This is a genomic window from Pseudomonas aegrilactucae (assembly GCF_019168305.1).
Lineage (GTDB): Bacteria > Pseudomonadota > Gammaproteobacteria > Pseudomonadales > Pseudomonadaceae > Aquipseudomonas > Aquipseudomonas aegrilactucae.
The window spans coordinates 15,573-36,685 of the sequence record NZ_JAHTBI010000054.1 but is presented as its reverse complement, the minus strand read 5'-3'; the positions used below and the strand labels follow the sequence as shown (position 1 = coordinate 36,685).

Sequence of the window (21,113 nt, the reverse complement as noted above, 5' to 3'; positions counted from 1 at the left end):
CCTTCGTTCCCGAAGGTGCGGGCTCGCCCCGGTGAAAATCCCCTGTTCAATGTGATCCTCGCCTTCTGGGCCTTGTGGCATTGCCGCCATGCCCGCCCACCAGATACCGCTCGCGCCGCTGACTGAACCGGCGCGCCGCCCTTGTGCGGCCGCACCCTGTCGACCGATTGCCGCGCCGCCGTGCGCGTGATCCCGTACGCCTTCGTGGCGTGAGCGAGTGCACCATGCAGTTTGCCCCTGTAGCAGAGGCCCAGGCGTTTCTGGCCGCCAACCCCGATATCGACATGATCGAGCTGTTCATCCTTGATGCCAACGGCGTGCCACGCGGCAAGCTGCTGCACCGCGAAGAACTGCTGGCCGTGTATGAAAGCGGGCGCCCCTTGCCCAGCACCATCCTGGGCCTGACCCTCAATGGCGATGACGTGGAGAACTCCGGGCTGGTGTGGGATGTGGGCGACATCGACTGCCGCGCCTATCCCCTGTCGGGCAGCCTGGTACGCATGCCCTGGCGGCAGATACCGACCGCCGCGCTGCAAGTCAGCATGCACCCGACCGAGGGGCTGCCGGCGACCATCGCCGACCCGCGCCAACTGCTGGTCAAGGTGATCGATGCACTCAAGGCCGATGGCTACCAGCCGGTGATGGCCTGCGAGCTTGAGTTCTACCTGCTCGACCAGCAACCCGATCACCTGGGGCGCCCGCAGCCGGCGCTGGATGCCGACGGCGGCCGCCCGCGGAGCACCCAGGTGTACGGCCTGCGCGAGCTGGAGCAGATCGAGCCGTTTCTGGCCGACCTCTACAGCGCGTGCAAGGCCCAGGGCATTCCGGCACGCACGGCGATTTCCGAGTACGCCCCCGGCCAGGTGGAAATCACCCTGGAGCACGGCGACGCGCTGCTGGCCATGGACCAGGCGGTGCGCTACAAGCGGCTGGTCAAGGGCGTGGCGCACAAGCACGGCATGCAGGCCTGCTTCATGGCCAAGCCGTTCGACCACCTGGCCGGCACCGGCATGCACATGCACGTCAGCCTGGCCGACGCGGCCGGCACCAATCTGTTCGCCAGCGAAGACAAGGCCGGCACGCCGCTGCTGCGCCAGGCGGTGGGTGGCATGCTGGCCCACCTGCTCGACGCGCTGCTGCTGTTTTGCCCCAACGCCAACTCCTATCGCCGCTTCCAGGCCAACAGCTACGCGCCGCTGGCGCCCACCTGGGGGGTCGACAACCGCACCGTGAGCCTGCGCGTCCCGGGTGGGCCGGCCTATACCCGGCATATCGAACACCGCATCTGCGGCGCCGACGCCAACCCGTACCTGGCAGCAGCGGCGATCCTGGCCGGCATCCACCAGGGCATCCGCCAGCAACTCGACCCGGGCGCCCCGGTCGAGGGCAACGGCTATGCCCAGGCTACCCACCTGCTGCCTACCGACTGGCTGACCTCGTTGACGGCGCTGGAGCGCTCGGACTGGGCCCGCGAAGCGTTCGGCGAGGCCTTCCTGGGGGTGTACCTGGCGGTCAAGCGCGCGGAGTTTCGCCAGTTCATGGCCGAAGTCGGCGAACAGGACTGGCGCTGGTACCTGACCCAGGCGTAACCCCCCTTTTCTGCAAGGAACCGCTACATGAATGCAGCCCTGAATCATGGCCCTGCACAGCGCAGTGCCTCGTACTACACCGCCAGCCTGAACGACACCACCCAGTACCCGACCCTGCAGGGCACGGTCGAGGTCGACGTGGTGATCATCGGCGGCGGCTTCACCGGCGTGGCCAGCGCGGTGGAACTGGCCGAGCGCGGCCTCAAGGTGGCCATTGTCGAAACCAACCGTATCGGCTGGGGCGCCAGTGGTCGCAACGGCGGCCAGGTGACCGGCAGCCTGTCGGGCGACGAGGCGATGCGCAAACAGATGCGCAAGCGCCTGGGTGATGAGGTCGACGATTTCATCTGGCAACTGCGCTTTCGCGGCCATGACATCATCGAGCAGCGGGTGCAACGCTACGGCATCGACTGCGACCTCAAGCACGGCCACCTGCACGCAGCCATGAAGCCTGCGCACATGGCCGAGCTGCAGGCCTTCGCAGACGAAGCACAGCGCCGGGGCATGGGCGAACAGGTGCAGATGCTGGATCGCGACAGCGTACGCCAGCACCTGGACAGCCCGTTGTACCTGGGAGCACTGAAAAACCTGCGCAACCTGCACCTGCACCCGCTCAACCTGTGCCTGGGCGAGGCGCGCGCGGCGCACCAGCTGGGTGCGCTGATCTTCGAGAACTCCGAGGTGCTGCAGATCCTGCACGGCGACACGCCAGCGGTGGTCACCGCCCAGGGTCGCGTCAATGCACGCCAGGTGATGCTGGCCGGCGATGTGTACCACAGGCTCGAAAAACCCCAGCTCAAGGGCAAGATCTTCCCGGCCATGGGCGGCATCGTGACCACCACGCCACTGGGTGAGCTGGCCAGGCAACTCAACCCGCAGGACCTGGCGGTGTACGACTGCCGCTTCGTGCTCGACTATTACCGCATGACTGCGGACGGACGCCTGCTGTTCGGCGGGGGCGCCAACTATTCGGGGCGTGACTCACGGGACATTGCACGCGAGCTGCGCCCTTGCATCGAGGCGACCTTTGCGGCGCTCAAGGGCGTGCCGATCGAGTTCCAGTGGAGCTGCGCGATGGGCATCGTGGTCAACCGCATACCGCAGCTGGGCAAGCTGTCGGACAACGTGTGGTATTGCCAGGGGTATTCGGGGCACGGCATCGCCACCAGCCATATCATGGGCGAAATCATGGCTGAAGCCATTACCGGCACATTGGGCAGGTTCGATACATTTGCCGGCTGCAGCCACATCAAGGTGCCGATGGGCGATGTGCTGGGCAACCCGCTGCTGGCGGCGGGGATGTGGTACTACCAGATGCTTGAAAAACTGCGTTGAGGCCTTCGCTGGCAAGGCCGGCTCCTACAGGTAGTGTGAACACCGCTAAACCCTGTGGGAGCTGGCTTGCCAGCGAACGACCGCGACGCGGTCGCCTTGAAGATCACGCGATCTTCTTCAAGCCCAGCTTCTTCAGCTCTTCATCACGCAGTTCACGCCGCAGGATCTTGCCCACGTTGGTGGTCGGCAACGCATCGCGGAACTCGATCAGGCGCGGCACCTTGTACGCCGTGACGTTGGCACGCATGTGCTCCATCACCTGCTCCTTGGTCAGGGTCACACCCGGCTTGGCGACGATGAAGATCTTGATGATCTCGCCCGACTTCTCGTCCGGCACACCGATCGCCGCACACTGCAACACGCCCGGCAGGGTCGCCAATACGTCTTCCAGCTCGTTGGGGTACACATTGAAGCCCGACACCAGGATCATATCTTTCTTGCGGTCGACGATGCGCATGTAGCCGTCGGTCTGGATCAGCGCGATGTCACCCGTCTTGAGCCAACCCTCGGCATCCAGGATCTCGGTGGTCGCCTCGTCGCGCTGCCAGTAGCCTTTCATCACTTGCGGGCCCTTGATGCACAGCTCGCCCACCTCGCCCAGCGCCAGCTCCTGGCCGCTGTCGTCGATGACCTTGCACAGGGTCGAGGGCACCGGGATGCCGATGGTGCCGATCTGATTCTGCTCGGCCGGGTTCACCGCCGCCACCGGGCTGGTCTCGGTCATGCCGTAGCCTTCGCAGATGGCGCAGCCGGTCACGCTCTTCCAGCGCTCGGCCACCGCCACCTGCAACGCCATGCCACCGGACAACGTCAGCTTCAGGGCCGAGAAGTCCAGCTTGCGGAAGGTTTCGTTGTTGCACAGCGCCACGAACAAGGTGTTCAGCCCGACGAAGCCGGTGAACTTCCACTTCGACAGTTCCTTGACCATTGCCGGCAGGTCGCGCGGGTTGCTGATCAGGATGTTGTGGCTGCCGATCAGCATCATCGCCATGCAATGGAAGGTGAAGGCGTAGATGTGGTACAGCGGCAACGGGGTGATCAGCACCTCGCAGCCTTCATGCAGGTTCGAGCCCATCAAGGCGCGGCACTGCAGCATGTTGGCCACCAGGTTGCGGTGGGTCAGCATGGCGCCCTTGGCCACGCCGGTGGTGCCGCCGGTGTACTGCAGCACGGCCACCTCGCCACTGGACGGGTTGGCTTCATTGATGGCCTTGCCCTGGCCCTTGCTCAGCGCATCGTTGAACTTGACGGCGTTGGGCAGGTGATAGGCCGGCACCATCTTTTTCACGTACTTGATCACGCTGTTGATCAGCAGGCGCTTGAGCGGTGGCAGCAGGTCGGCCACTTCGGTGACAATGACGTGCCTGACCTGGGTCCTGGGCACCACCTTCTCTGCCAGGTGCGCCATGTTGGCCAGGCAGATCAGCGCCTTGGCACCGGAATCGTTGAACTGGTGTTCCATTTCCCGCGCGGTGTACAGCGGGTTGGTGTTGACCACGATCAGCCCGGCGCGCAGGGCACCGAACACGGCCACGGGGTACTGCAGCACATTGGGCAGTTGCACCGCGATGCGGTCACCGGGTTGCAGGTCGGTGTGCTGTTGCAGGTAGGCAGCGAACGCACCCGACAGGGTATACAACTCGCCGTAGGTGATGGTCTTGCCCAGGTTGGTGAATGCCGGTTTGTCGGCGAAACGCTGGCAGGACTGCTTCAATACCGCTTGAATATTCGGATACTCATCGGGATTGATTTGCGAGGCAATCCCGGCTGGGTACTTATCCTTCCAAAAGTTTTCGAACATGGAAGCCCACTCCTCCAGCCACAGCGAATTCTTCACCGCAGTCGATGCGATTGTTATTGATATGTGATGACGGATTATTACAAACCCAAGCATCAGAAGCGGGCCGAGATTAGCAGCTTTGCCAGGAGGCGACTAGAGCTAAAGCGGGCCAAAAAGTCACACAAATGACTCAACAAAAGATGTTAGTCATTTTTAGATCAAGAACACTATTTCGCAAACTCCGGGCTGCGCCATGCCGATCCTGCATCTGCTGCAGGATCGTCGTGGCCTGCCGTCACGCACTATCGCGCAACGCGCGCCGCAGGATCTTGCCCACCGGCGTCATCGGCAACGACTCGCGCAACACGATGTGCTTGGGCACCTTGTAGCCGGTGAAGTTGGCTTTGCAGTAGGCCTTGAGCTCCTCCAGGCTCACCCCCTCCTCGCGCGGCACCACGAACAGCTTCACCGCCTCGCCGGAGCGCTCGTCGGGCACACCGATTGCCGCGCAGTTGGCCACCTTGGGGTGGGCCATCACCACGTCCTCGATCTCGTTGGGGTACACGTTGAAACCGGACACGATGATCATGTCCTTCTTGCGATCGACAATGCGGGTGAAACCGTCCGGGTCGATCACCGCGATGTCGCCGGTCTTGAACCAGCCCTCGGCATCCAGCGCCTCGGCGGTGGCATCGGGCCGCTGCCAATAGCCCTTCATCACCTGCGGCCCCTTGATGCACAACTCGCCACGCTCACCCAACGGCATCTCGTTGCCGTCATCATCGACCACCTTGAACGCCGTGCCGGCTACCGGTATGCCCACCGTACCCAGGCGTGCCTGCGCGCCGTAGGGGTTGGTACTGGCCACCGGCGAGGTTTCGGTCAGGCCGTAGCCTTCGACGATGCGGCACCCCGTGACGCTCTCCCAGCGCTCGGCGGTGGCCTTGACCAGTGCGGTGCCGCCCGAGTTGGTGACCTTCAGCGCCGAGAAGTCGAGGTGCTTGAAATCCGGGTTTTCCATCAGCGCCACAAACAGCGTATTGAGCCCCAGCAGCGCCGAGAACCGCCACTTCTTGAGCTCCTTGACGAACCCGGGAATGTCGCGCGGGTTGGTGATCAGCACGTTGTGGTTGCCAGTGACCATCATGCACATGCAGTTCGCGGTGAAGGCATAGATGTGGTACAGCGGCAGCGGCGCGATCATCACCTCCTGACCGTCCTTGATCAGCTTCTGCCCATCAGGCCCCAGCTGCGAGAAGCACGCCAGCACCTGCAGCATGTTGGCCACCAGGTTGGCGTGAGTGAGCATCGCGCCCTTGGCCAGGCCCGTGGTGCCGCCGGTGTACTGCAGTACCGCGACATCCTCCAGCCCCACCCGCACCGGCTTGAGCGCATGGCCCTGGCCCTGGCGCATCACCTGCTTGAAGGCGACGGCCTGCGGCAGATGATAGGCCGGCACCATCTTCTTGACCTTGGCCACCACCGTGTTCACCAGCCAGCCCTTGGCCGCCGGCAGCAGGTCGCCCATCTTCGCCTCGATCAGGAACTCGATATCGGTGTCGGGCAGCACCTCCTGCACCAGCTTGCCGAACAGGTTCAGGTACACCAGCGCACGGGCACCGGAGTCCTTGAACTGGTGGCGCATTTCGCGGGCGGTGTACAGCGGGTTGGTGTTGACCACGATCAGCCCGGCGCGCAAGGCGCCGAACACCGCGATGGGGTACTGCAGCACATTGGGCATCTGCACCGCGATACGCTCGCCCGGCGCCAGGTCGGTGTGCTGCTGCAGGTAAGCGGCAAAGGCCGCCGACTGGCGATCGAGCTCGGCGTAGGTGAGAGTCACACCCAGGTTGGTGAACGCCGGCCGGTCGGCGAAGCGCTTGCAGGAACGCTCGAACACCTCCAGCACCGACGAATACGTGCTCATGTCGATATGGGAAGGCACACCGGCCGGGCGCTTGTCATTCCAGAAGTCAGCTTGCATTTATTCTTGTCCTCATTCCTGAGCCTGTGGGCTGCCTGCATGCAAAAAGAACTATTCTGCCGACGTTAGCAGTTAAGCCGCAGGTGGCAAACACGCCAAGACCTGTCATTAACATTCTGAATCGTGTTGCCATCGTCCGTTCAATCGGCTGAATCAGCTATACACTTGCTGCATCAGCGACTTGCGCACAGGGCACCGCCATGCACCACGACGCGTTCTGGCTGCCGGCCAGCAATCATTGCAGCCTGTATATCTATCAATGGCTGCCCGACACCGCGCCCCGGGCAGTGGTGCTGCTGGCCCATGGCATGGCAGAACACGCCGGGCGCTACCAGCGCCTGGGCCAGGCCCTGAGCGATGCCGGTATCGCCCTGTATGCGCATGACCAACGTGGCCATGGCCGCACGGCCGAGGTCGGTACCCTGGGGCAGTTCGCCAGGCACGATGGCTGGAGCAGCGTGGTCAACGACCTGGGACTGCTCAGCCAGCACATCGGCCAGCAGCACCCCGGCGTGCCGCTGTTTCTGTTCGGCCACAGCATGGGCAGCTATATCGCCCAGGCGTATCTGCTGCACCACAGTGCCAGCCTGCATGGCGCGATCCTGAGCGGTTCGAACTTCCAGCCACCGGTGCTGTACCGCGCCGCCTGCGCGATCGCCCGCGTCGAGGCCTGGCGCCAGGGGCCACAAGGGCGCAGCGCGCTGATCGAATGGCTGTCGTTCGGCTCGTTCAACAAGGCGTTCAAGCCCAACCGCACTGCGTTCGACTGGCTCAGCCGCGACGCGGCCGAGGTCGACAAGTACACCGCCGACCCGCTGTGCGGCTTTCGCTGCACCAATCGGCTATGGATCGACCTGCTGACGGGGCTGCAGCACATCAGCCAGGCACGCCACCTGGCGCAGATCGACCCGAACCTGCCGATTCTGGTGATGGGGGGAGAATGTGATCCGGTCAGTGCCGGCAAGCGTCTCAAAGACCTGGCAGGCGCCTTGCGCCATGCCGGCAACCCGCGCGTGCAGTTGCAGCTTTACCCGCAGGCGCGCCATGAACTGCTCAACGAAACCAACCGCGACGAAGTGACCGCAGCACTGCTCGCCTGGCTAGACCAGGCCCTGGCCGTTGGCCGCCCGGCCCGCAGCGAGTGATACAGTAGGCACCTTGTCGAACCCTGCTAAGGAATCTGCCTGAATGACCCAGGTCAGCAACACGCCCTACGAAGCCCTTGAAGTCGGCCAGACCGCCAGCTTCAGCAAGACGGTCGAAGAACGCGACATCCAGCTGTTCGCCGCGATGTCCGGCGACCACAACCCGGTGCACCTGGATGCCGAGTTCGCCGCCAAGAGCATGTTCAAGGAACGTATCGCCCACGGCATGTTCAGCGGCGCGCTGATCAGCGCCGCGGTGGCCTGCGAATTACCTGGCCCGGGCACCATCTACCTGGGCCAGCAGATGAGCTTCCAGAAACCGGTGAAGATCGGCGACACCCTGACCGTGCGCCTGGAAATTCTCGAAAAGCTGCCCAAGTTCCGCGTGCGTATCGCCACCCGCGTGTTCAACCAGCACGAAGAACTGGTGGTGGACGGCGAAGCCGAGATCCTCGCGCCGCGCAAGCAGCAAAGCGTCGAGCTGGTCAGCCCGCCACCGATCACGATCGGCTGATGGCCTGAAGTTCGCTCAGACGGCGCTCGATATAGCGCCGCTCGGGTAACTGCCGGGTCAGGCCCAGTGCCGTGCAGTAAGCCTCGCGCGCCTGCGCCAGGTGCCCGGCCTGCACGCACAGCTCGGCCCGCGCCGAGTGTGCCAGGTGGTAATCGAGCAACTGGCCACGGGCCAGAATCGCCTCCACTGCCGCAAGCCCCGCCTGCGGCCCGTCACGCCGGGCCAGGGCGGCCGCGCGATTGAGCTCCACCACCGGCGACGGCCAGCCCTGCAACAGCACATCGTAAAGGCCGACGATCTGCGCCCAGTCCGTGTCGCCGGCACTGGCCGCTTCGGCGTGCACCGCAGCAATCGCTGCCTGCAGGCTGTAGACACCAAAGCGCTGGCTGCGCAATGCCTGCTGCACCAGCCGGCAGCCCTCGGCAATCATGCCACGGTCCCAACGCGAGCGGTCCTGCTGGTCGAGCAGCACCAGTTCACCCTGCGCATCGCTGCGTGCCTGCTGACGCGAGGCCTGCAACAGCATCAGGGCGAGCAGCCCCAGCACTTCGGGGTCAGGCAGCAACTGCTGCAGCAAACGCCCGAGGCGGATGGCTTCGGCACTCAGCTCCTCACGCACCACGCTGTCACCCGACGAGGCCGAGTAGCCTTCGTTGAACACCAGGTAGATCACCCTCAGCACACTGTCCAGGCGCTCGGGCAACTCGGCCAGCGACGGCACCTGGTACGGAATCTGCGCATCACGGATCTTGGCCTTGGCACGCACGATGCGCTGGGCGATGGTCGCCGGGCTCAGCAGAAAGGCACGGGCGATCTCCTCGGTCGACAGGTCGCACACTTCACGCAGGGTCAGGGGCACCTGGGCATCAGCCGACAGGGCCGGGTGACAGCAGGTGAAGATCAACCGCAGACGGTCATCCTCCAGCTCCTGGTCGTTCACGTCTTCGTTCTCCAGCGCCGCCAGCGCCTGCGCCAGCCGCTGCGGCGAGCGTTCGAAGCGGGCGCGCCGACGCAGGCCGTCGATGGCCTTGAAGCGCCCGGTCGACACCAGCCAGGCGCGCGGGCTGGCCGGCACACCATCGCGCTGCCAGCGCTCGACGGCAATGTAGAAGGCCTCGTGCATGGCCTCCTCGGCCAGATCGAAATCGCCCAGCAGCCGGATCAGCGTGGCCAGGATGCGCCGCGACTGCTCGCGGTAGATCGCCTCCAGCGTCGCCCTCACGTCCGGCGCCGGGTTCATCAGTCGGGCATCTGCCGGGTGACCAGGTGCACCAGGCGATCAAGGCTTTCGCCCCAGCCGCGATGGAAACCCATCTGCTCATGCGCCTGGCAGTCGGCAGCGCTCCAGTGCAGCGCCCGGGCGGTGTACTGGGTATGCCCATGCACATCCTCCAGGGTCACCTGTACGGTCATGAACGCCTTGGCCGACGGCACCCAACCCGGCCCGAAGGCATCGGTGAAGACAATGCGCTCTGGCGCGACGATCTCCAGGAACACACCCTGGTTGGGGTACTCGGTACCATCAGGGGCGCGCATCACCGTGCGAAACAGGCCACCGACCCACAGCTGCATTTCACATTCGGGGGTGGTCATGCCGTGCGGTCCCCACCAGCGCGCCAGCAACGCGGGTTCGGTCCAGGCGCGAAAAACCTTTTTTCGCGGCGCCGCAATCAGGCGACTGAGTGACAGTTCATGCAGCGCCGTTCCCTGGCTGGCAGGTGCGAGGCTCATGGGGGTGTCTCCTTGTAGTTGTCAGGGTTGCAGCTCACGCACCGGGCGAACCTCGACGCTGCCCACGCGCGCCGCCGGGATCCCTCGGGCAATGTTCAAGGCTTCATTCAGGTCACGGGCATCCACCAGGTAGAAGCCCGCCAGTTGCTCCTTGGTTTCGGCGAACGGGCCATCGGTCAGGCTCATCTGCCCGCCACGGACACGCACCGTGGTGGCGGTCTGTACCGACTTGAGCGCCTCGGCGGCAAGCATCCGGCCGCTGCCGTGGATCGACTCGGCATACGCTATGCACTCGGCGTCGGCGGGGCTCTCGGGCAGGCTGTGCAGCAGCCCTTCGTCACAGTAGACCAGGCACAGGTATTTCATGGCGCTCTCCATCGATGATGTCCTGCATGGTCGAACGGTGCCTGCCAGAATCGACAGCCTCGCGCGTGCAAACACCAAATCATTTGCCGCCACCGCACGCCTGCGCTAGCGTGGGCACTGCGTGCAACGACGAGTACTTGCCATTGGCCCTGATCACCGAACACCTGCATGCCTGCGGCCTGGTCGAGTCGTCCTGGGTGAAGGCCAGCGCCGCGCAGTTTGCCCGCCATACCCATGAAGAATATGTGCTGGGCGCCAACCTCAGCGGCCACGAGCGGATCTGGCTGGACGGCCGCAGCCTGGACGTCGCGCCTGGCCAGGTCACGCTGTACAACCCGCTGGCGGTGCAGGCCTCGGAGTTCGGCCCGCAGGGCGTGGAGTACATCAGCCTGCACCTGGCCCCCGACGCCCTGGCGCAGGTTACCGGTGACAGCCATCGGGCGCGCCCGCACTTCGCACAGGGTGCGTTCGATCAACCGGCGCTGTACCGGGCGATCGTCGACTTCGCCCACAGCACCCGGTTTGAACCCGCTCGCCAGGAAGAAGCGTTGCTGGCGCTGCTGGCACAGCTGCTCGAACACGCACCCGGCACCCCTGGCGAACACCAGGCCAGCTTGCGCCACAGTCTGGGCCTGATGGCCGACACCCTGGACCGCAAGCTGGAGCTGGACGAACTGGCGCAACGGGCGGGCCTGAGCAAGTACCACTTCGTGCGCAGCTTCAAGAAGGCCACCGGGCTGGCACCGTTGCAGTACCACATGCAACTGCGCCTGATCGAAGCCCGGCGCTGCCTGCGCGCGGGCGTGCATCCGCTGGACGTGGCGGCACGCCTGGGCTTCTATGACCAGAGCCATTTCATCAACAGTTTTCGCCGGGTGATGGGCGCAACCCCCAACCATTACTGGCTGGCCTGCAAACCCTCATGACTCAAAGAGCCCCTCTCGGAGCCCTTCTAGATCATTGCGGCAGGAACCCTGCCGTGACGCCTTTGGAGCGTTTGGCCGTGCGTTTTTCCTTGGCGGATTTGGCGGGTTTTTTCTTGACCGATTTTTTCGCATCCAGACCTTTCATGACAGGCCCTCCGCTGAGCGCGACACCTGCTTGCCGGTGACTGACTGATTATAGACCGGCTGCCGCCGTTGGCGCGGCGAGGATGAACTCGCGGTAGCCGGACAGGATCACGTACACCGCGAAGTAGCAGAAGATCGCCGCCGAAGCCAGGTACGACCAGGTCAGCAGGCGATCGCCCAGCAAGCGTCCGCCGTGGCTGGCCAGGGTGCACAGGGAGGCGCACCAGAACAGCCCGGCCACGAAGAAGCCGCTCAGGAACAGCCCCGCCTCGAGCAGGCTGCCGCCACCGGAGCGCGAGATCAGCACGCCGCCTACTGCGGCAAACCAGAGGATTGCGCTGGGCGAGGACATGGCCAGGAAAATCCCGCGCAGAAACTCGCGCCAGGGCGATTCACGCACCACCTGCACGTTGGTGTCCAGGTGCGCCGTACCGCGCCAGGCGGCCAGCAGCATCTTCACCGCGAACCACACCAGCAGGGCCGAGCCGCCCACCCACAACACCCAACGCACGCTGCTGAACTGCAGCAACACGGTCATGCCCAGCAACGCTGCCACGGCATACACCAAGTCCCCCACGCACGTCCCCAGCCCCAGCCAGAACCCCTGCCAGAAGCCACGCTGCATGGCCAGGGTAATCATCGCGATGTTGGCCACGCCGATGTCCAGGCACAACGACAGGCTGAGGAGAAATCCGTTGGAAAAAGGCATGAATGCTTGCTACCGGCTATGAAGGACAGGCGCTATTAGAACCAAAAGGGGGGGCGGTGTATTGGAAGAAATTGCCGTGCTCAGACACGCGCTGCCCGTTCGAATATCCAAAGGCATCATTCAAGACGTTTCAGCGCCCGTTCAACACCTGCGCATACCGCTCCCGATCGATATTGGCGCCGCTGAGAATCACCGCCACCTTGCGCCCCTGCTGTCGCTCACGTTCCTGCATCAGTGCCGCCAGCCCCGCAGCGCCGGCGCCTTCGGCGGTGTTGTGGGTGTCTTCGTGGAAGATGCGCATGGCCGCGCCAACTTCATCGTCGCTGACCCGCACCACCCGCGCGGCGCCCTGGCGGATGATCTCGAACGCCTCGGGCAGTGGCATGCGGCAGGCCATGCCATCGGCAAAGGTGTTGGCCGTGGCCGTGGTGACGATGCGGCCTTGCTCGATGCTCTGGGCAAAGGCGTCGGCCTCGGTCGACACCACACCGACGATTTCGGTGCGCAGCCCCAGCAGATCCCGCGCCTGGATCAGGCCGCAGATGCCCGACCCCATGCCGATCGGCACATACACGCAATCCAGCGCCGGCACCGCCTCGAACAGCTCCAGTGCATAGGTGGCCACGCCACGAATCAGGTCGGGGTGAAAGGCCGGCACGCTCTCATATTCGTGCACCTGCGCCAGGCGCGCCGCCTCGGCGCGGGCCAGGTCGAAATCGGCGCCATGCTCAACCAGTTGCGCACCCAACGCACGCATGGCGGCGTTCTTCTCCCGCGAGTTGCCCTCGGGCACCACGATGATGATCGGCACGCCGGCATTGCGGGCGGCCAGCGCCAGGCTCTGCCCATGGTTGCCACGGGTGGCAGTGACCAGGCCGCGCACGCCGGGCGTGCGAGCCAGCAGTGCCTGCACATACAACAGGCCGCCGCGCACCTTGAACGCGCCGGTGGGCGCATGGTTTTCGTGCTTGACCCATACCTCACAGCCGATCCGCTCGGCCAGGCGCGGCCAGGCGTACTGCGGCGTGGCGGGAATGCTGGCATGCACCAGGCGTGCAGCTTCACGCAGGGCGGGCAGATCGAACATGAATCACCTCGACGGTCTTGGGGTCTGACCTGATGCTAGCCGCACCGCATTGTATGGGTGAAACTTTATATTGCATGGCCAACAATAAAATGTGGACACCGACCCTCGCAGACACCGCTTTGCCCCGCTACCTGGCCCTGGTCGAGGCGATTGCCCTGGCGATCGAATGCGGCGAGCTGAAAGTGGGCGAACGCCTGCCACCGCAACGGCGCCTGGCCTGGAACCTGGGCCTGAACCCAAGCACCACCCAGCAGGCCTACCGCGAGGCGGCTGCCCGCCATCTGGTCGCGGGCGAGGTAGGGCGCGGCACCTATGTGCTGGCCGGCAGCAGGGAAGCGACGCTGTTTCGCCTCAAGCAACCCGGCCCGCAGCCTGCACAGATCGACCTGTCGACCAACGTACCGGCGGTAGATGACGCAAGCCCGGACCTGGCCGCCACGTTGCGCCATTTGCTAGGACAAGGCGATACCCACCAGCTCGAGCACTACCTGGGCGCCGAGCAACTGCTGAGGGCGCGCGTGCACGGCGCCGCCTGGCTGAACCGGCGTGGCCTGCAGCTCAGCGCGCAACAGGTGCTGTTGTGCGGCGGCGCCCAGCACGGGGTGTTCAGTGTGTTGCTGTCGCTGTGCCAAGCGGGTGACGCCGTGCTGGTCGAAGCACTGACGGCGCCCGGCATCAAGGCAGCCTGTCGCCAGTTGCGCCTGCCCCTGCATGGGATTGCGATGGACGGCCAGGGCATCCTCCCCGATGACCTCGACCGGGTCGCGAGGGCCACCGGCGCACGGGTGGTGGTGCTGACACCGACCCTGCAGAACCCGACCGGAGCGTGCATGGGCGCAGCGCGGCAAGCGGCCGTTGCAGCGGTGATCGAGCGCCACGCATTGACCTTGATCGAAGATGATGTGTACGGCGCCCTCACCGATACCCCCGCGCTGATGACGAAGGTGGGAGCGCGCGGTGTGCTGGTCAGCAGCCTGTCGAAAAGTGTCGCGGCCGGGTTGCGCCTGGGCTGGATCGTCGCTTGCCCGGCGCTGCTGGAGCGTATCGACCCCCACGCCCAGGCAACGCACTGGCCGGTGTCACCGCTTGATCTGGCGATCGCCTGCCGCTGGATCGATGACGGTACCGCTGCAAGGCGGGTAGCCTGGCAACGTGAAGAGGTGCTGCAGCGCTGGCGGATGGCAAAGCGTGTGCTTGGGTCGGCGCTGGCAGGTGATATGCCCTCCCCGCATGTCTGGGTGCATGGCCTGCTGGCGGATGCCTGCCGGGAAGCAGGCGTAGCGGTGGTGCCGGCCGAGGTGTTCGCGGTTAAGCAGAGTGACGTGCCGGCGGTGCGCATCAGCTTGTCGGCAGCACGCAGCCGGGTCGAGCTGAAGCAGGCCTTGGAGCGGGTGGCCGGCGAATTCAACCGCAACATCCGGAGTGAAACGGCCACTACCTTACCTACACTGAACCTGCCCCCCCAGCCACGGAAACCGGCATGAACCCGCTGTTCTACACCCAGGCCACCGACCACCTGGCCGCTCTGGACCCGGTCTGGGCCGAGCATATCGAGCGCACCGGCCCGTGCCTGCACCAGCCGTTGCCCACCCGCGACCCGTACCAGGCGCTGGTACGCGCCATCGCCTACCAGCAACTGCATGCCAAGGCCGCCGAGGCAATTCTGCGCCGCTTCCTGGCGCTGTACCCCGACAGCGACTTCCCCAGCCCCGAACAACTGCTGGCCAGCACCCCCGAACAACTGCGCGGCTGCGGCTTTTCCGCGCGCAAGCTGGCGACGGTCCAGGCGATCGCCCAGGCGCGCCTGGACGGCCTGGTACCCGACCCTGCGCAAGCCCGCGCCCTCGATGAAGCCAGCCTGATCGAACGCCTCACGCAACTGCCCGGTGTCGGCCGCTGGACGGTTGAAATGCTGCTGATCTATACCCTGGAGCGCATGGATATCCTGCCCGCCGATGACTTTGGCGTGCGCGAAGGCTACCGACGGCTGTTCAGCCTGCCTGCCCAGCCCACACGCAAACAGATGCTGGAACTGAGTGCCGCCTGGAGCCCCTACCGCACGGTGGCTGCCTGGTACCTGTGGCGTGTGCCTGCCACGCGCTGATGAGGTAGTGCACGAATTCGAACGCAAGACCCGGAGTGTCGCCGCGCGACCTACTCCGTACCCTGACGCCATCGACCCCAGCCACGAGCGAGAGCCCATGAGCCGCAAACGCCCGATCAGTGCCACCGACCCACGCTGGCAAGCGCTGCTGGCCCGCGACCCGGCCGCAGACCCGCTGTTCGTCTATGGCGTGCGCACCACTGGCGTGTACTGCCGAGCGTCCAGCCCGTCGCGCCTGCCACGCATCGAGAACGTCGAGTTCTTCGACACCGCCGAACAGGCCGAAGCCGCCGGCTACCGCCCGAGCCGGCGACGTGGCGCCAACCACAGCCAGGTGGCCGAACAGCATGCCGCGCAGGTCACGCGCGCGTGTCAGTTGATCGAGCAGGCCGAAACCGAACCCAACCTCAAGCAGCTGGCGGCCCATGTCAGCATGAGCCCCTACCATTTCCACCGGGTGTTCAAGGCGGCCACCGGCCTGACGCCCAAGGCCTACGCCGGCGCGCATCGGGCGCACAAGGTACGCAGCCAGCTCACCCAGGCGAATTCGATCACCGACGCGCTGTACGAGGCGGGCTACAACTCCAACAGCCGCTTCTATGAGGCCAGCGCGGCGCTGCTGGGCATGACACCGGGTGCGTATCGGGCCGGAGGCGTCAACGCACGCATCCGCTTCGCGATTGCCCAGTGTTCGCTGGGGGCGATCCTGGTGGCGCAGAGCGAGCGTGGCGTGTGCGCGATTTTGCTGGGTGATGATGCCGAGGTGCTGCTGCATGACCTGCAGGACAAATTCCCCAAGGCCGAGCTGATCGGCGCCGATGCAGCATTCGAGCAACGGGTCGCCAGGGTCGTGGGGTTTGTCGAGGCTCCCGCCCTTGGCCTGGACCTGCCGCTGGATTTGCGCGGCACCGCCTTCCAGCAACGCGTGTGGCAGGCGCTGTGCAGCATCCCGCCCGGCAGCACCGCCAGCTACGCCGACATCGCCCAGCGCATCGGCGCGCCCAAGGCAGTCAGGGCCGTTGCCCAGGCCTGCGCCGCCAACAGCCTGGCGGTGGCCGTGCCGTGTCATCGGGTAGTGCGCAGTGACGGCAACCTGTCGGGCTATCGCTGGGGGGTAGAACGCAAAAAAGCGCTGCTCGAACGCGAGCGCAACTGAATCAGCCCTGGCTGCAACCGTCGCCCATGACGCGGTAGGCGATGGTGTGGCGCTGGCCCTGATGGTCTTCGTAGGTCATGGTGGCCGGCACCACTTCACACACATTGGGCAGTGTCGACAGGCTGATGACCTTGGCAATGTCCAGGTGGGTGGAATAGTCGTATTGTTCAAGCACCGGCTGGGCAGCCGCCGTCTCTACTTCATCAGCCAGTGCAAAAGAAGACACACCGACCAGAACGAGTGCAAGTAAGGTTTTCATGATAATAGGCCTGCAAGGCAATCAAACGCAGTGTTTGACTTCATCAGCCGAGGTGGCGCGGAGAAGTTGTCATATCAACCGGACATGACACGAAGTACCGATCCCGTTACGTTCAAATGACTGGGGATGGAGCCAGTCTATAAGGTTGAACAGCCTGTTGAAGCAGGGCGCCGGACATTCACTGTTACCAAAACGGTAACAATATACCCGTTACGGCAAGCTCGACAGCGCACACCGCGCGGTGTAAAAGCCCGCCCCAGAGCCCCTGTCGGAACCTGATGTGAACCCAATACGCTACAGCCTGCTGAGCGCCGCCGAGCGCCCCCTGTTGAACAAATTCTATCGTGCCGAAGGATCAGCCATGCGTGCCAGCGCCAAGGGCGAGGCGTGGGTGGCGCGGGCGGGCGAGATCATCGCGGCGTTGAACCTGAGCGCGGTGCCCGACGGGTTCTGGTTGACCGGCTTGCTGGTGGCGCCCGACTGGCGTGGCCGCCACGTCGCACGTCAATTGATCGAACAGGCAACCTGCACCAAGGCCGGCACGCTCTGGCTGTTCTGCCATCCCGAGCTGCAGGCCTTCTACCAACCGCTGGGGTTTGCCCTGGCGGCGCAGATGCCGATGCAGCTCAACGAACGCCTGGCCCGCTACCAGCGCAGCAAGCCGTTGATTGCGCTGGCAAGGTGTCAGTCGTCACTGGCCGGGTCGAGTCCCGGGAACAGCACGTCGGTATAACCGAACTTGCTGAAGTCGTGAATGCGCGAGGGATACAGGCGGCCGATCAGGTGATCGCATTCGTGCTGCACCACCCGTGCATGAAAGCCCTCGGCCAACCGCTCGATCGGTCGCCCTTGCGGGTCGAGCCCGCTGTAGTGGATGTGCCGATAACGGCTGACCACACCCCGCAGGCCAGGTACCGACAGGCACCCTTCCCAGCCCTCCTCGAGCTCGGTGCCCACCGGGGTGATCACCGGGTTGAGCAGAATGGTCTGCGGCACGGGCTCGGCATCGGGGTAGCGCTCGCTGCGCTCGAAACCGAAAATCACCAGTTGCAGGTCTACACCGATCTGCGGCGCGGCCAGGCCAACCCCGCCGACATGCGCCATGGTCTCGAACATGTCGGCAATCAGTTGCTCGAGCTCGGCGCTGCCGAACAGACTGGCCGGCACTGGCGGGCAAAGGCGCAACAGGCGCTCGTCACCCATTTTGAGAATGTCACGAATCATGCGGGGCTCTGCTCAGGGGTTCAGGTTCGGCCTCGGGCTTGATGGAGTGATCACGCCCCAACCCGGACACATGCCTTTTATCATGTTCCTGCGCCGGGGTATCGGGCATTTGCTTTTCACCCGGGTCCTTGCCTTCGGCAGACATGTGCTCGATCACCGCATTCATCTCCGCGCCGAGCAACAGCACGGCGGCGGAAATATAGAAGTACAGCAAGAGCACGATGATCGCCCCGATGCTGCCATACATCGCGTTGTAGTCGGCGAAGGTCTTCACGTAATAACCGAACCCCAGCGAAGCGATGATCCACACCACCACCGCCAGCACCGAGCCTGGCGTGATGAAGCGAAACTGCTGCTCCACATCGGGCATCACGTAGTAGATCAGCGCCACCGCCACCATCATCAGCACGATGATGGCCGGCCAGCGCAGGATGGTCCACAGCGTGACGATGAATTCCTGCATGCCGATCTGCGAAGCGATCCATTCCATCACCTGCGGCCCCAGCACCATCAGCGCGGCCGCGGCCAGCAGCATGCCGGCGATGCCCACGGTGTAGATCACCGACAACGGGATGCGCTTCCACACCGGGCGCCCTTCGACCACGTCGTAGGCGGCGTTCATTGCGCTCATCATCAGGCGCACGCCAGCCGAGGCGGTCCACAGCGCAATCACGATACCCACCGAGAGCAGCCCCCCCTTGGACTGCTGCAACTGGTCGATCACCGGGTTGACCTGCTCCAGCGCCTGCGGCGGCAGCACCAGTTCGGACTGCAGGCGCAACCAGGAAAAAAAGTCCGGCAAGTGCAGGAAGCCGATCAGGGCGATCAGGAACAGCAGGAACGGGAACAGCGAAAACAGCATCTGATACGCCAGCGCCGAGGCATAGGTAGACATCTCGTCATCGAGAAATTCGCTCACCGTGCGCATCAGTACACGGTGCAGCGGCAAGCCGCGCAAGTCGGGGAATATCATAGCGTCTCCTTTCGCCGCTCGACGGTCATGGGCCGTCGTCCAGAGCTGGGGGGTGTTTTTACCTCACGGTAGTCTAATGGACCACAAACGCGAGGTTACGATTCATTGCCGCAGACAGCAAAACGGCCACCCGAAGATGGCCGTTGTGGGCTACCGGCTGGGCCGGTCAGGGCTTTTTCACTGCATCCTTGACGGCGTCTTTCGCCTTACCCACTGCCTGCTGGGTTTCGCCTTTGACTTCCTGGGCCTTGCCTTCGGCACGCAGTTTGTCGTTGCCGGTCACTTTGCCTACGCCTTGCTTGATATTACCTACCGCTTCGTTGGCCAAGCCTTTTGCTTTGTCCGAAGTGCTGCTCATGGCATTTCTCCTGAAGGGGAACGGTTTGCTGTCAAAGTCGACAGTTAGTGGACACACGCCCTTTCGCGAGAGTTTCAAATATTTTTTCAGGCGTTTTTTTGCACGACAGATAAACAGCGGGCGAATATCGCCCCCAATCGCGCTTGCCCTGCGCCCTGGCGAGATGGCTTTGCTTAAAATCGCACACCCGCGACCTGCACCCCAGGCGCAATAAAAACAACAGACCTTGCGGTAGCCTTATCCATGCGCACATTCCCTTTGGTGGCAGCCTTGCTGCTGTCCGTACCCGCCCTGCACCTGCACGCTGCCCCCGCCCGGCAGCCCCCGGCACTGACCACTCTGGTGGTCGACAGGTATGCCGATGACCACCAGGCCGGCAGCCTGCGCTGGGCCATCGAACGCAACAACCAGTCCCCAGGCAACTACCGGATCGAGATCCGCCCGGTGGGCCAGGCGCCCTATGTGATCAAGCCCGCCTCTGCGCTGCCAGCAATCCTGGGGCCGGTGAGCATCGAAGGCACGGCCTGGAAACGCAGCGGCGAGTACATCGCCATCGACGGCTCGGCCTACATCAAGGGCGACGGCACCCAGGCTTGCCCTGGCGCGATGCCGGGCCAGTTCGGCACCAACGTGCGCACCACCACTGGCCCCGGCCTGGTGCTGCGTGACACTCAGGGCGTGCAGATTTCCGGCCTGGACGTGCGCAACTTCTGCATCGGCATCCTGATCAATCGCGCCAGCCACAACGTTATCCAGGACAACCGCATCACTGCCAACAAGGGCGGCGCCGGCATCATGCTCACCGGCGACGATGGCCAGGGCAATCCCACTGCAACCACCACGGTCAACAACAAGGTGCTGCGCAACCAGTTGGTGGACAACGGCGACGGTCTGGAGCTGACCCGCGGCGCGGCGTTCAACCTGGTGGCCGACAACCTGTTTCGCTCCACCGCAGCCAATGCCGAACCGTCCCAGGGCATCGAGATCCTGTGGGGCAATGACAACACGGTGGTGCGCAACCGCTTCGAGGATTACTCCGACGGCCTGCAGATCAACTGGGGCCAGCGCAATTACCTGGGCGCCAACACCTTTACCGGTAACTCCATCGGCGTGAGCGTCAGCGGCGAGGGCAACATCCTCGACGGCAACCTGATCCACGGCAATCGTATCGGCGTCGCGTTGCGCCCTGAGCCGACTTCCACCAGCAACCGCCTCAGCGCCAACCGGATCTGGAACAACAGCCAGGATATCCGCCGCTGCCAGGCCGGCGGCTCATGCGTGCCCGAGCAGCGCACGGGGGCAATCGTGTTCGGCGTGCCGGCCCTTGAACATGCGGTGTATGTAGGGTCACGCGGGATTGGTGTGGACCCGTCGGCGAACAACCGCGCGATCATCTGTGCTGAAAAAGCCCCGACTGAAGGCTGCCAGCCATTGCCCAACCATAACCAGGCAGCACCTGTGCTGATGGCATTGAAGGGCGAGCGGCTGCTCGGTCAGGTAAAGGGGGAGCCACGCAGCCTGCTGCGGGTGGAGGTGTTCGGCAATGCGCAGGCAAGCGCAAGCGAGGCCGAGCAGTACCTTGGCGAGGTTCAGGTGGCGACGGATGACAAGGGTGAAGGGCAATTCGAGTATGCAGTGACGCAGAGCGATGACTTGCATGCCTTCACGGCGACCGTCACCCGCAGCGACGGGGCGACCTCCGAGCTGAGCAAACCGTTGGTGCGCTGAT

At 64.4% G+C, this 21,113-nt stretch carries 21 protein-coding genes; 10 read left to right on the top strand and 11 right to left on the bottom strand.

From position 1 onward, the window contains the following. The first annotated feature begins 224 nt into the window (after positions 1 to 224). Both KUO17_RS16275 and KUO17_RS16270 read left to right on the top strand, forming a co-directional pair. Positions 225 to 1,589, top strand: a complete 1,365-nt coding sequence (locus KUO17_RS16275) for a glutamine synthetase family protein (protein ID WP_217976560.1) — start codon at positions 225 to 227, stop codon at positions 1,587 to 1,589. A gap of 27 nt (positions 1,590 to 1,616) precedes the next feature. Beyond that, on the top strand, positions 1,617 to 2,924 hold the full coding sequence (locus tag KUO17_RS16270) for an NAD(P)/FAD-dependent oxidoreductase (RefSeq protein WP_217976559.1): 1,308 nt from the start codon (positions 1,617 to 1,619) through the stop codon (positions 2,922 to 2,924). Positions 2,925 to 3,027: 103 nt separating this feature from the next. Here the strand turns inward: KUO17_RS16270 and fadD1 are convergent, their stop codons facing one another. Together fadD1 and fadD2 are read right to left on the bottom strand one after the other, a co-directional pair. Then, positions 3,028 to 4,725, bottom strand: coding sequence for a long-chain-fatty-acid--CoA ligase FadD1 (fadD1, locus tag KUO17_RS16265; protein WP_217976558.1), 1,698 nt, complete (start codon positions 4,723 to 4,725; stop codon positions 3,028 to 3,030). Between the two features lie 274 nt (positions 4,726 to 4,999). Beyond that, on the bottom strand, positions 5,000 to 6,688 hold the full coding sequence (gene fadD2 / locus KUO17_RS16260; protein ID WP_217976557.1) for a long-chain-fatty-acid--CoA ligase FadD2: 1,689 nt from the start codon (positions 6,686 to 6,688) through the stop codon (positions 5,000 to 5,002). Positions 6,689 to 6,888: 200 nt separating this feature from the next. Here fadD2 and KUO17_RS16255 point away from each other — a divergent pair, with 200 nt between their 5' ends. Both KUO17_RS16255 and KUO17_RS16250 read left to right on the top strand, forming a co-directional pair. Further along, positions 6,889 to 7,833 carry an alpha/beta hydrolase gene (locus KUO17_RS16255; protein WP_217976556.1) on the top strand — a complete coding sequence of 315 codons (945 nt, stop codon included), beginning with the start codon at positions 6,889 to 6,891 and terminating at the stop codon, positions 7,831 to 7,833. A gap of 43 nt (positions 7,834 to 7,876) precedes the next feature. Further along, entirely contained in the window at positions 7,877 to 8,347 is a 471-nt protein-coding gene (locus KUO17_RS16250) for a MaoC family dehydratase (protein WP_163946281.1), read from the top strand. Here KUO17_RS16250 and KUO17_RS16245 read toward each other — a convergent pair. The 3 genes from KUO17_RS16245 to KUO17_RS16235 are packed head-to-tail and all read right to left on the bottom strand — an operon-like array spanning position 8,334 to position 10,444. Continuing rightward, entirely contained in the window at positions 8,334 to 9,587 is a 1,254-nt protein-coding gene (locus KUO17_RS16245; protein WP_217976555.1) for an RNA polymerase sigma factor, read from the bottom strand. The two genes, KUO17_RS16250 and KUO17_RS16245, sit on opposite strands and share 14 nt — an antisense overlap. Beyond that, entirely contained in the window at positions 9,587 to 10,078 is a 492-nt protein-coding gene (locus tag KUO17_RS16240) for an SRPBCC family protein (RefSeq protein WP_217976554.1), read from the bottom strand. The genes KUO17_RS16245 and KUO17_RS16240 overlap by 1 nt, the downstream gene beginning before the upstream one ends. A 21-nt stretch (positions 10,079 to 10,099) precedes the next feature. Then, positions 10,100 to 10,444 carry a YciI family protein gene (locus KUO17_RS16235; RefSeq protein WP_217976553.1) on the bottom strand — a complete coding sequence of 115 codons (345 nt, stop codon included), beginning with the start codon at positions 10,442 to 10,444 and terminating at the stop codon, positions 10,100 to 10,102. Positions 10,445 to 10,581: 137 nt separating this feature from the next. Between KUO17_RS16235 and KUO17_RS16230 the strand changes: the two genes are divergently transcribed. Beyond that, entirely contained in the window at positions 10,582 to 11,370 is a 789-nt protein-coding gene (locus KUO17_RS16230; protein ID WP_255263621.1) for a helix-turn-helix transcriptional regulator, read from the top strand. A 193-nt stretch (positions 11,371 to 11,563) separates the two neighbouring features. Here KUO17_RS16230 and KUO17_RS16225 read toward each other — a convergent pair whose 3' ends face one another. Then, positions 11,564 to 12,223 carry a LysE family translocator gene (locus KUO17_RS16225; protein WP_217976552.1) on the bottom strand — a complete coding sequence of 220 codons (660 nt, stop codon included), beginning with the start codon at positions 12,221 to 12,223 and terminating at the stop codon, positions 11,564 to 11,566. Positions 12,224 to 12,353: 130 nt separating this feature from the next. Further along, positions 12,354 to 13,310 (bottom strand): threonine dehydratase, encoded by a 957-nt coding sequence (locus KUO17_RS16220; RefSeq protein WP_217976551.1) that lies wholly within the window; start codon positions 13,308 to 13,310, stop codon positions 12,354 to 12,356. An 89-nt stretch (positions 13,311 to 13,399) separates the two neighbouring features. Between KUO17_RS16220 and KUO17_RS16215 the strand changes: the two genes are divergently transcribed. The 3 genes from KUO17_RS16215 to ada all read left to right on the top strand — a co-directional run bounded on the left by KUO17_RS16215 (position 13,400) and on the right by ada (position 16,570). Next, positions 13,400 to 14,794 carry an aminotransferase-like domain-containing protein gene (locus KUO17_RS16215; protein WP_217976604.1) on the top strand — a complete coding sequence of 465 codons (1,395 nt, stop codon included), beginning with the start codon at positions 13,400 to 13,402 and terminating at the stop codon, positions 14,792 to 14,794. Continuing rightward, entirely contained in the window at positions 14,791 to 15,414 is a 624-nt protein-coding gene (locus tag KUO17_RS16210) for a DNA-3-methyladenine glycosylase family protein (protein WP_217976550.1), read from the top strand. The genes KUO17_RS16215 and KUO17_RS16210 overlap by 4 nt, the downstream gene beginning before the upstream one ends. Before the next feature lie 97 nt (positions 15,415 to 15,511). Beyond that, positions 15,512 to 16,570, top strand: a complete 1,059-nt coding sequence (ada, locus tag KUO17_RS16205) for a bifunctional DNA-binding transcriptional regulator/O6-methylguanine-DNA methyltransferase Ada (protein WP_217976549.1) — start codon at positions 15,512 to 15,514, stop codon at positions 16,568 to 16,570. Between the two features lies 1 nt (position 16,571). On the opposite strand, the gene KUO17_RS16200 is transcribed toward ada, so the two are convergent. Then, complete coding sequence (locus KUO17_RS16200) at positions 16,572 to 16,829, bottom strand: DUF2790 domain-containing protein (protein WP_217976548.1); 258 nt, start codon at positions 16,827 to 16,829, stop codon at positions 16,572 to 16,574. A gap of 280 nt (positions 16,830 to 17,109) precedes the next feature. Between KUO17_RS16200 and KUO17_RS16195 the strand changes: the two genes are divergently transcribed. Beyond that, entirely contained in the window at positions 17,110 to 17,562 is a 453-nt protein-coding gene (locus KUO17_RS16195; RefSeq protein ID WP_341869624.1) for a GNAT family N-acetyltransferase, read from the top strand. Here the strand turns inward: KUO17_RS16195 and def are convergent. From def to KUO17_RS16180, 3 genes are all read right to left on the bottom strand, one after another. Beyond that, positions 17,514 to 18,053: a peptide deformylase gene (gene def / locus KUO17_RS16190; protein ID WP_217976547.1), complete on the bottom strand. Its 540-nt coding sequence runs from the start codon at positions 18,051 to 18,053 to the stop codon at positions 17,514 to 17,516. The two genes, KUO17_RS16195 and def, sit on opposite strands and share 49 nt — an antisense overlap. Next, positions 18,043 to 19,026 (bottom strand): YihY/virulence factor BrkB family protein, encoded by a 984-nt coding sequence (locus tag KUO17_RS16185; RefSeq protein ID WP_217976546.1) that lies wholly within the window; start codon positions 19,024 to 19,026, stop codon positions 18,043 to 18,045. Before KUO17_RS16185 ends, def begins: the two co-directional genes overlap by 11 nt. 166 nt (positions 19,027 to 19,192) lie before the next feature. Beyond that, complete coding sequence (locus KUO17_RS16180; RefSeq protein ID WP_217976545.1) at positions 19,193 to 19,384, bottom strand: CsbD family protein; 192 nt, start codon at positions 19,382 to 19,384, stop codon at positions 19,193 to 19,195. A 243-nt stretch (positions 19,385 to 19,627) separates the two neighbouring features. Between KUO17_RS16180 and KUO17_RS16175 the strand changes: the two genes are divergently transcribed. Beyond that, positions 19,628 to 21,112: a right-handed parallel beta-helix repeat-containing protein gene (locus KUO17_RS16175; RefSeq protein WP_217976544.1), complete on the top strand. Its 1,485-nt coding sequence runs from the start codon at positions 19,628 to 19,630 to the stop codon at positions 21,110 to 21,112. The last annotated feature ends 1 nt before the right edge of the window (position 21,113 follow it).

What these genes read in the sequence shown, in the direction of transcription:
- KUO17_RS16275 (WP_217976560.1), top strand. Translation starts at nt 225, where the DNA reads ATGCAGTTTGCCCCTGTAGCAGAGGCCCAGGCGTTTCTGGCCGCCAAC.
- KUO17_RS16270 (WP_217976559.1), top strand. Translation starts at nt 1,617, where the DNA reads ATGAATGCAGCCCTGAATCATGGCCCTGCACAGCGCAGTGCCTCGTAC.
- fadD1 (WP_217976558.1), bottom strand. Translation starts at nt 4,725, where the DNA reads ATGTTCGAAAACTTTTGGAAGGATAAGTACCCAGCCGGGATTGCCTCG.
- fadD2 (WP_217976557.1), bottom strand. Translation starts at nt 6,688, where the DNA reads ATGCAAGCTGACTTCTGGAATGACAAGCGCCCGGCCGGTGTGCCTTCC.
- KUO17_RS16255 (WP_217976556.1), top strand. Translation starts at nt 6,889, where the DNA reads ATGCACCACGACGCGTTCTGGCTGCCGGCCAGCAATCATTGCAGCCTG.
- KUO17_RS16250 (WP_163946281.1), top strand. Translation starts at nt 7,877, where the DNA reads ATGACCCAGGTCAGCAACACGCCCTACGAAGCCCTTGAAGTCGGCCAG.
- KUO17_RS16245 (WP_217976555.1), bottom strand. Translation starts at nt 9,587, where the DNA reads ATGAACCCGGCGCCGGACGTGAGGGCGACGCTGGAGGCGATCTACCGC.
- KUO17_RS16240 (WP_217976554.1), bottom strand. Translation starts at nt 10,078, where the DNA reads ATGAGCCTCGCACCTGCCAGCCAGGGAACGGCGCTGCATGAACTGTCA.
- KUO17_RS16235 (WP_217976553.1), bottom strand. Translation starts at nt 10,444, where the DNA reads ATGAAATACCTGTGCCTGGTCTACTGTGACGAAGGGCTGCTGCACAGC.
- KUO17_RS16225 (WP_217976552.1), bottom strand. Translation starts at nt 12,223, where the DNA reads ATGCCTTTTTCCAACGGATTTCTCCTCAGCCTGTCGTTGTGCCTGGAC.
- KUO17_RS16220 (WP_217976551.1), bottom strand. Translation starts at nt 13,310, where the DNA reads ATGTTCGATCTGCCCGCCCTGCGTGAAGCTGCACGCCTGGTGCATGCC.
- KUO17_RS16215 (WP_217976604.1), top strand. Translation starts at nt 13,400, where the DNA reads ATGTGGACACCGACCCTCGCAGACACCGCTTTGCCCCGCTACCTGGCC.
- KUO17_RS16210 (WP_217976550.1), top strand. Translation starts at nt 14,791, where the DNA reads ATGAACCCGCTGTTCTACACCCAGGCCACCGACCACCTGGCCGCTCTG.
- ada (WP_217976549.1), top strand. Translation starts at nt 15,512, where the DNA reads ATGAGCCGCAAACGCCCGATCAGTGCCACCGACCCACGCTGGCAAGCG.
- KUO17_RS16200 (WP_217976548.1), bottom strand. Translation starts at nt 16,829, where the DNA reads ATGAAAACCTTACTTGCACTCGTTCTGGTCGGTGTGTCTTCTTTTGCA.
- def (WP_217976547.1), bottom strand. Translation starts at nt 18,053, where the DNA reads ATGATTCGTGACATTCTCAAAATGGGTGACGAGCGCCTGTTGCGCCTT.
- KUO17_RS16185 (WP_217976546.1), bottom strand. Translation starts at nt 19,026, where the DNA reads ATGATATTCCCCGACTTGCGCGGCTTGCCGCTGCACCGTGTACTGATG.
- KUO17_RS16180 (WP_217976545.1), bottom strand. Translation starts at nt 19,384, where the DNA reads ATGAGCAGCACTTCGGACAAAGCAAAAGGCTTGGCCAACGAAGCGGTA.
- KUO17_RS16175 (WP_217976544.1), top strand. Translation starts at nt 19,628, where the DNA reads ATGCGCACATTCCCTTTGGTGGCAGCCTTGCTGCTGTCCGTACCCGCC.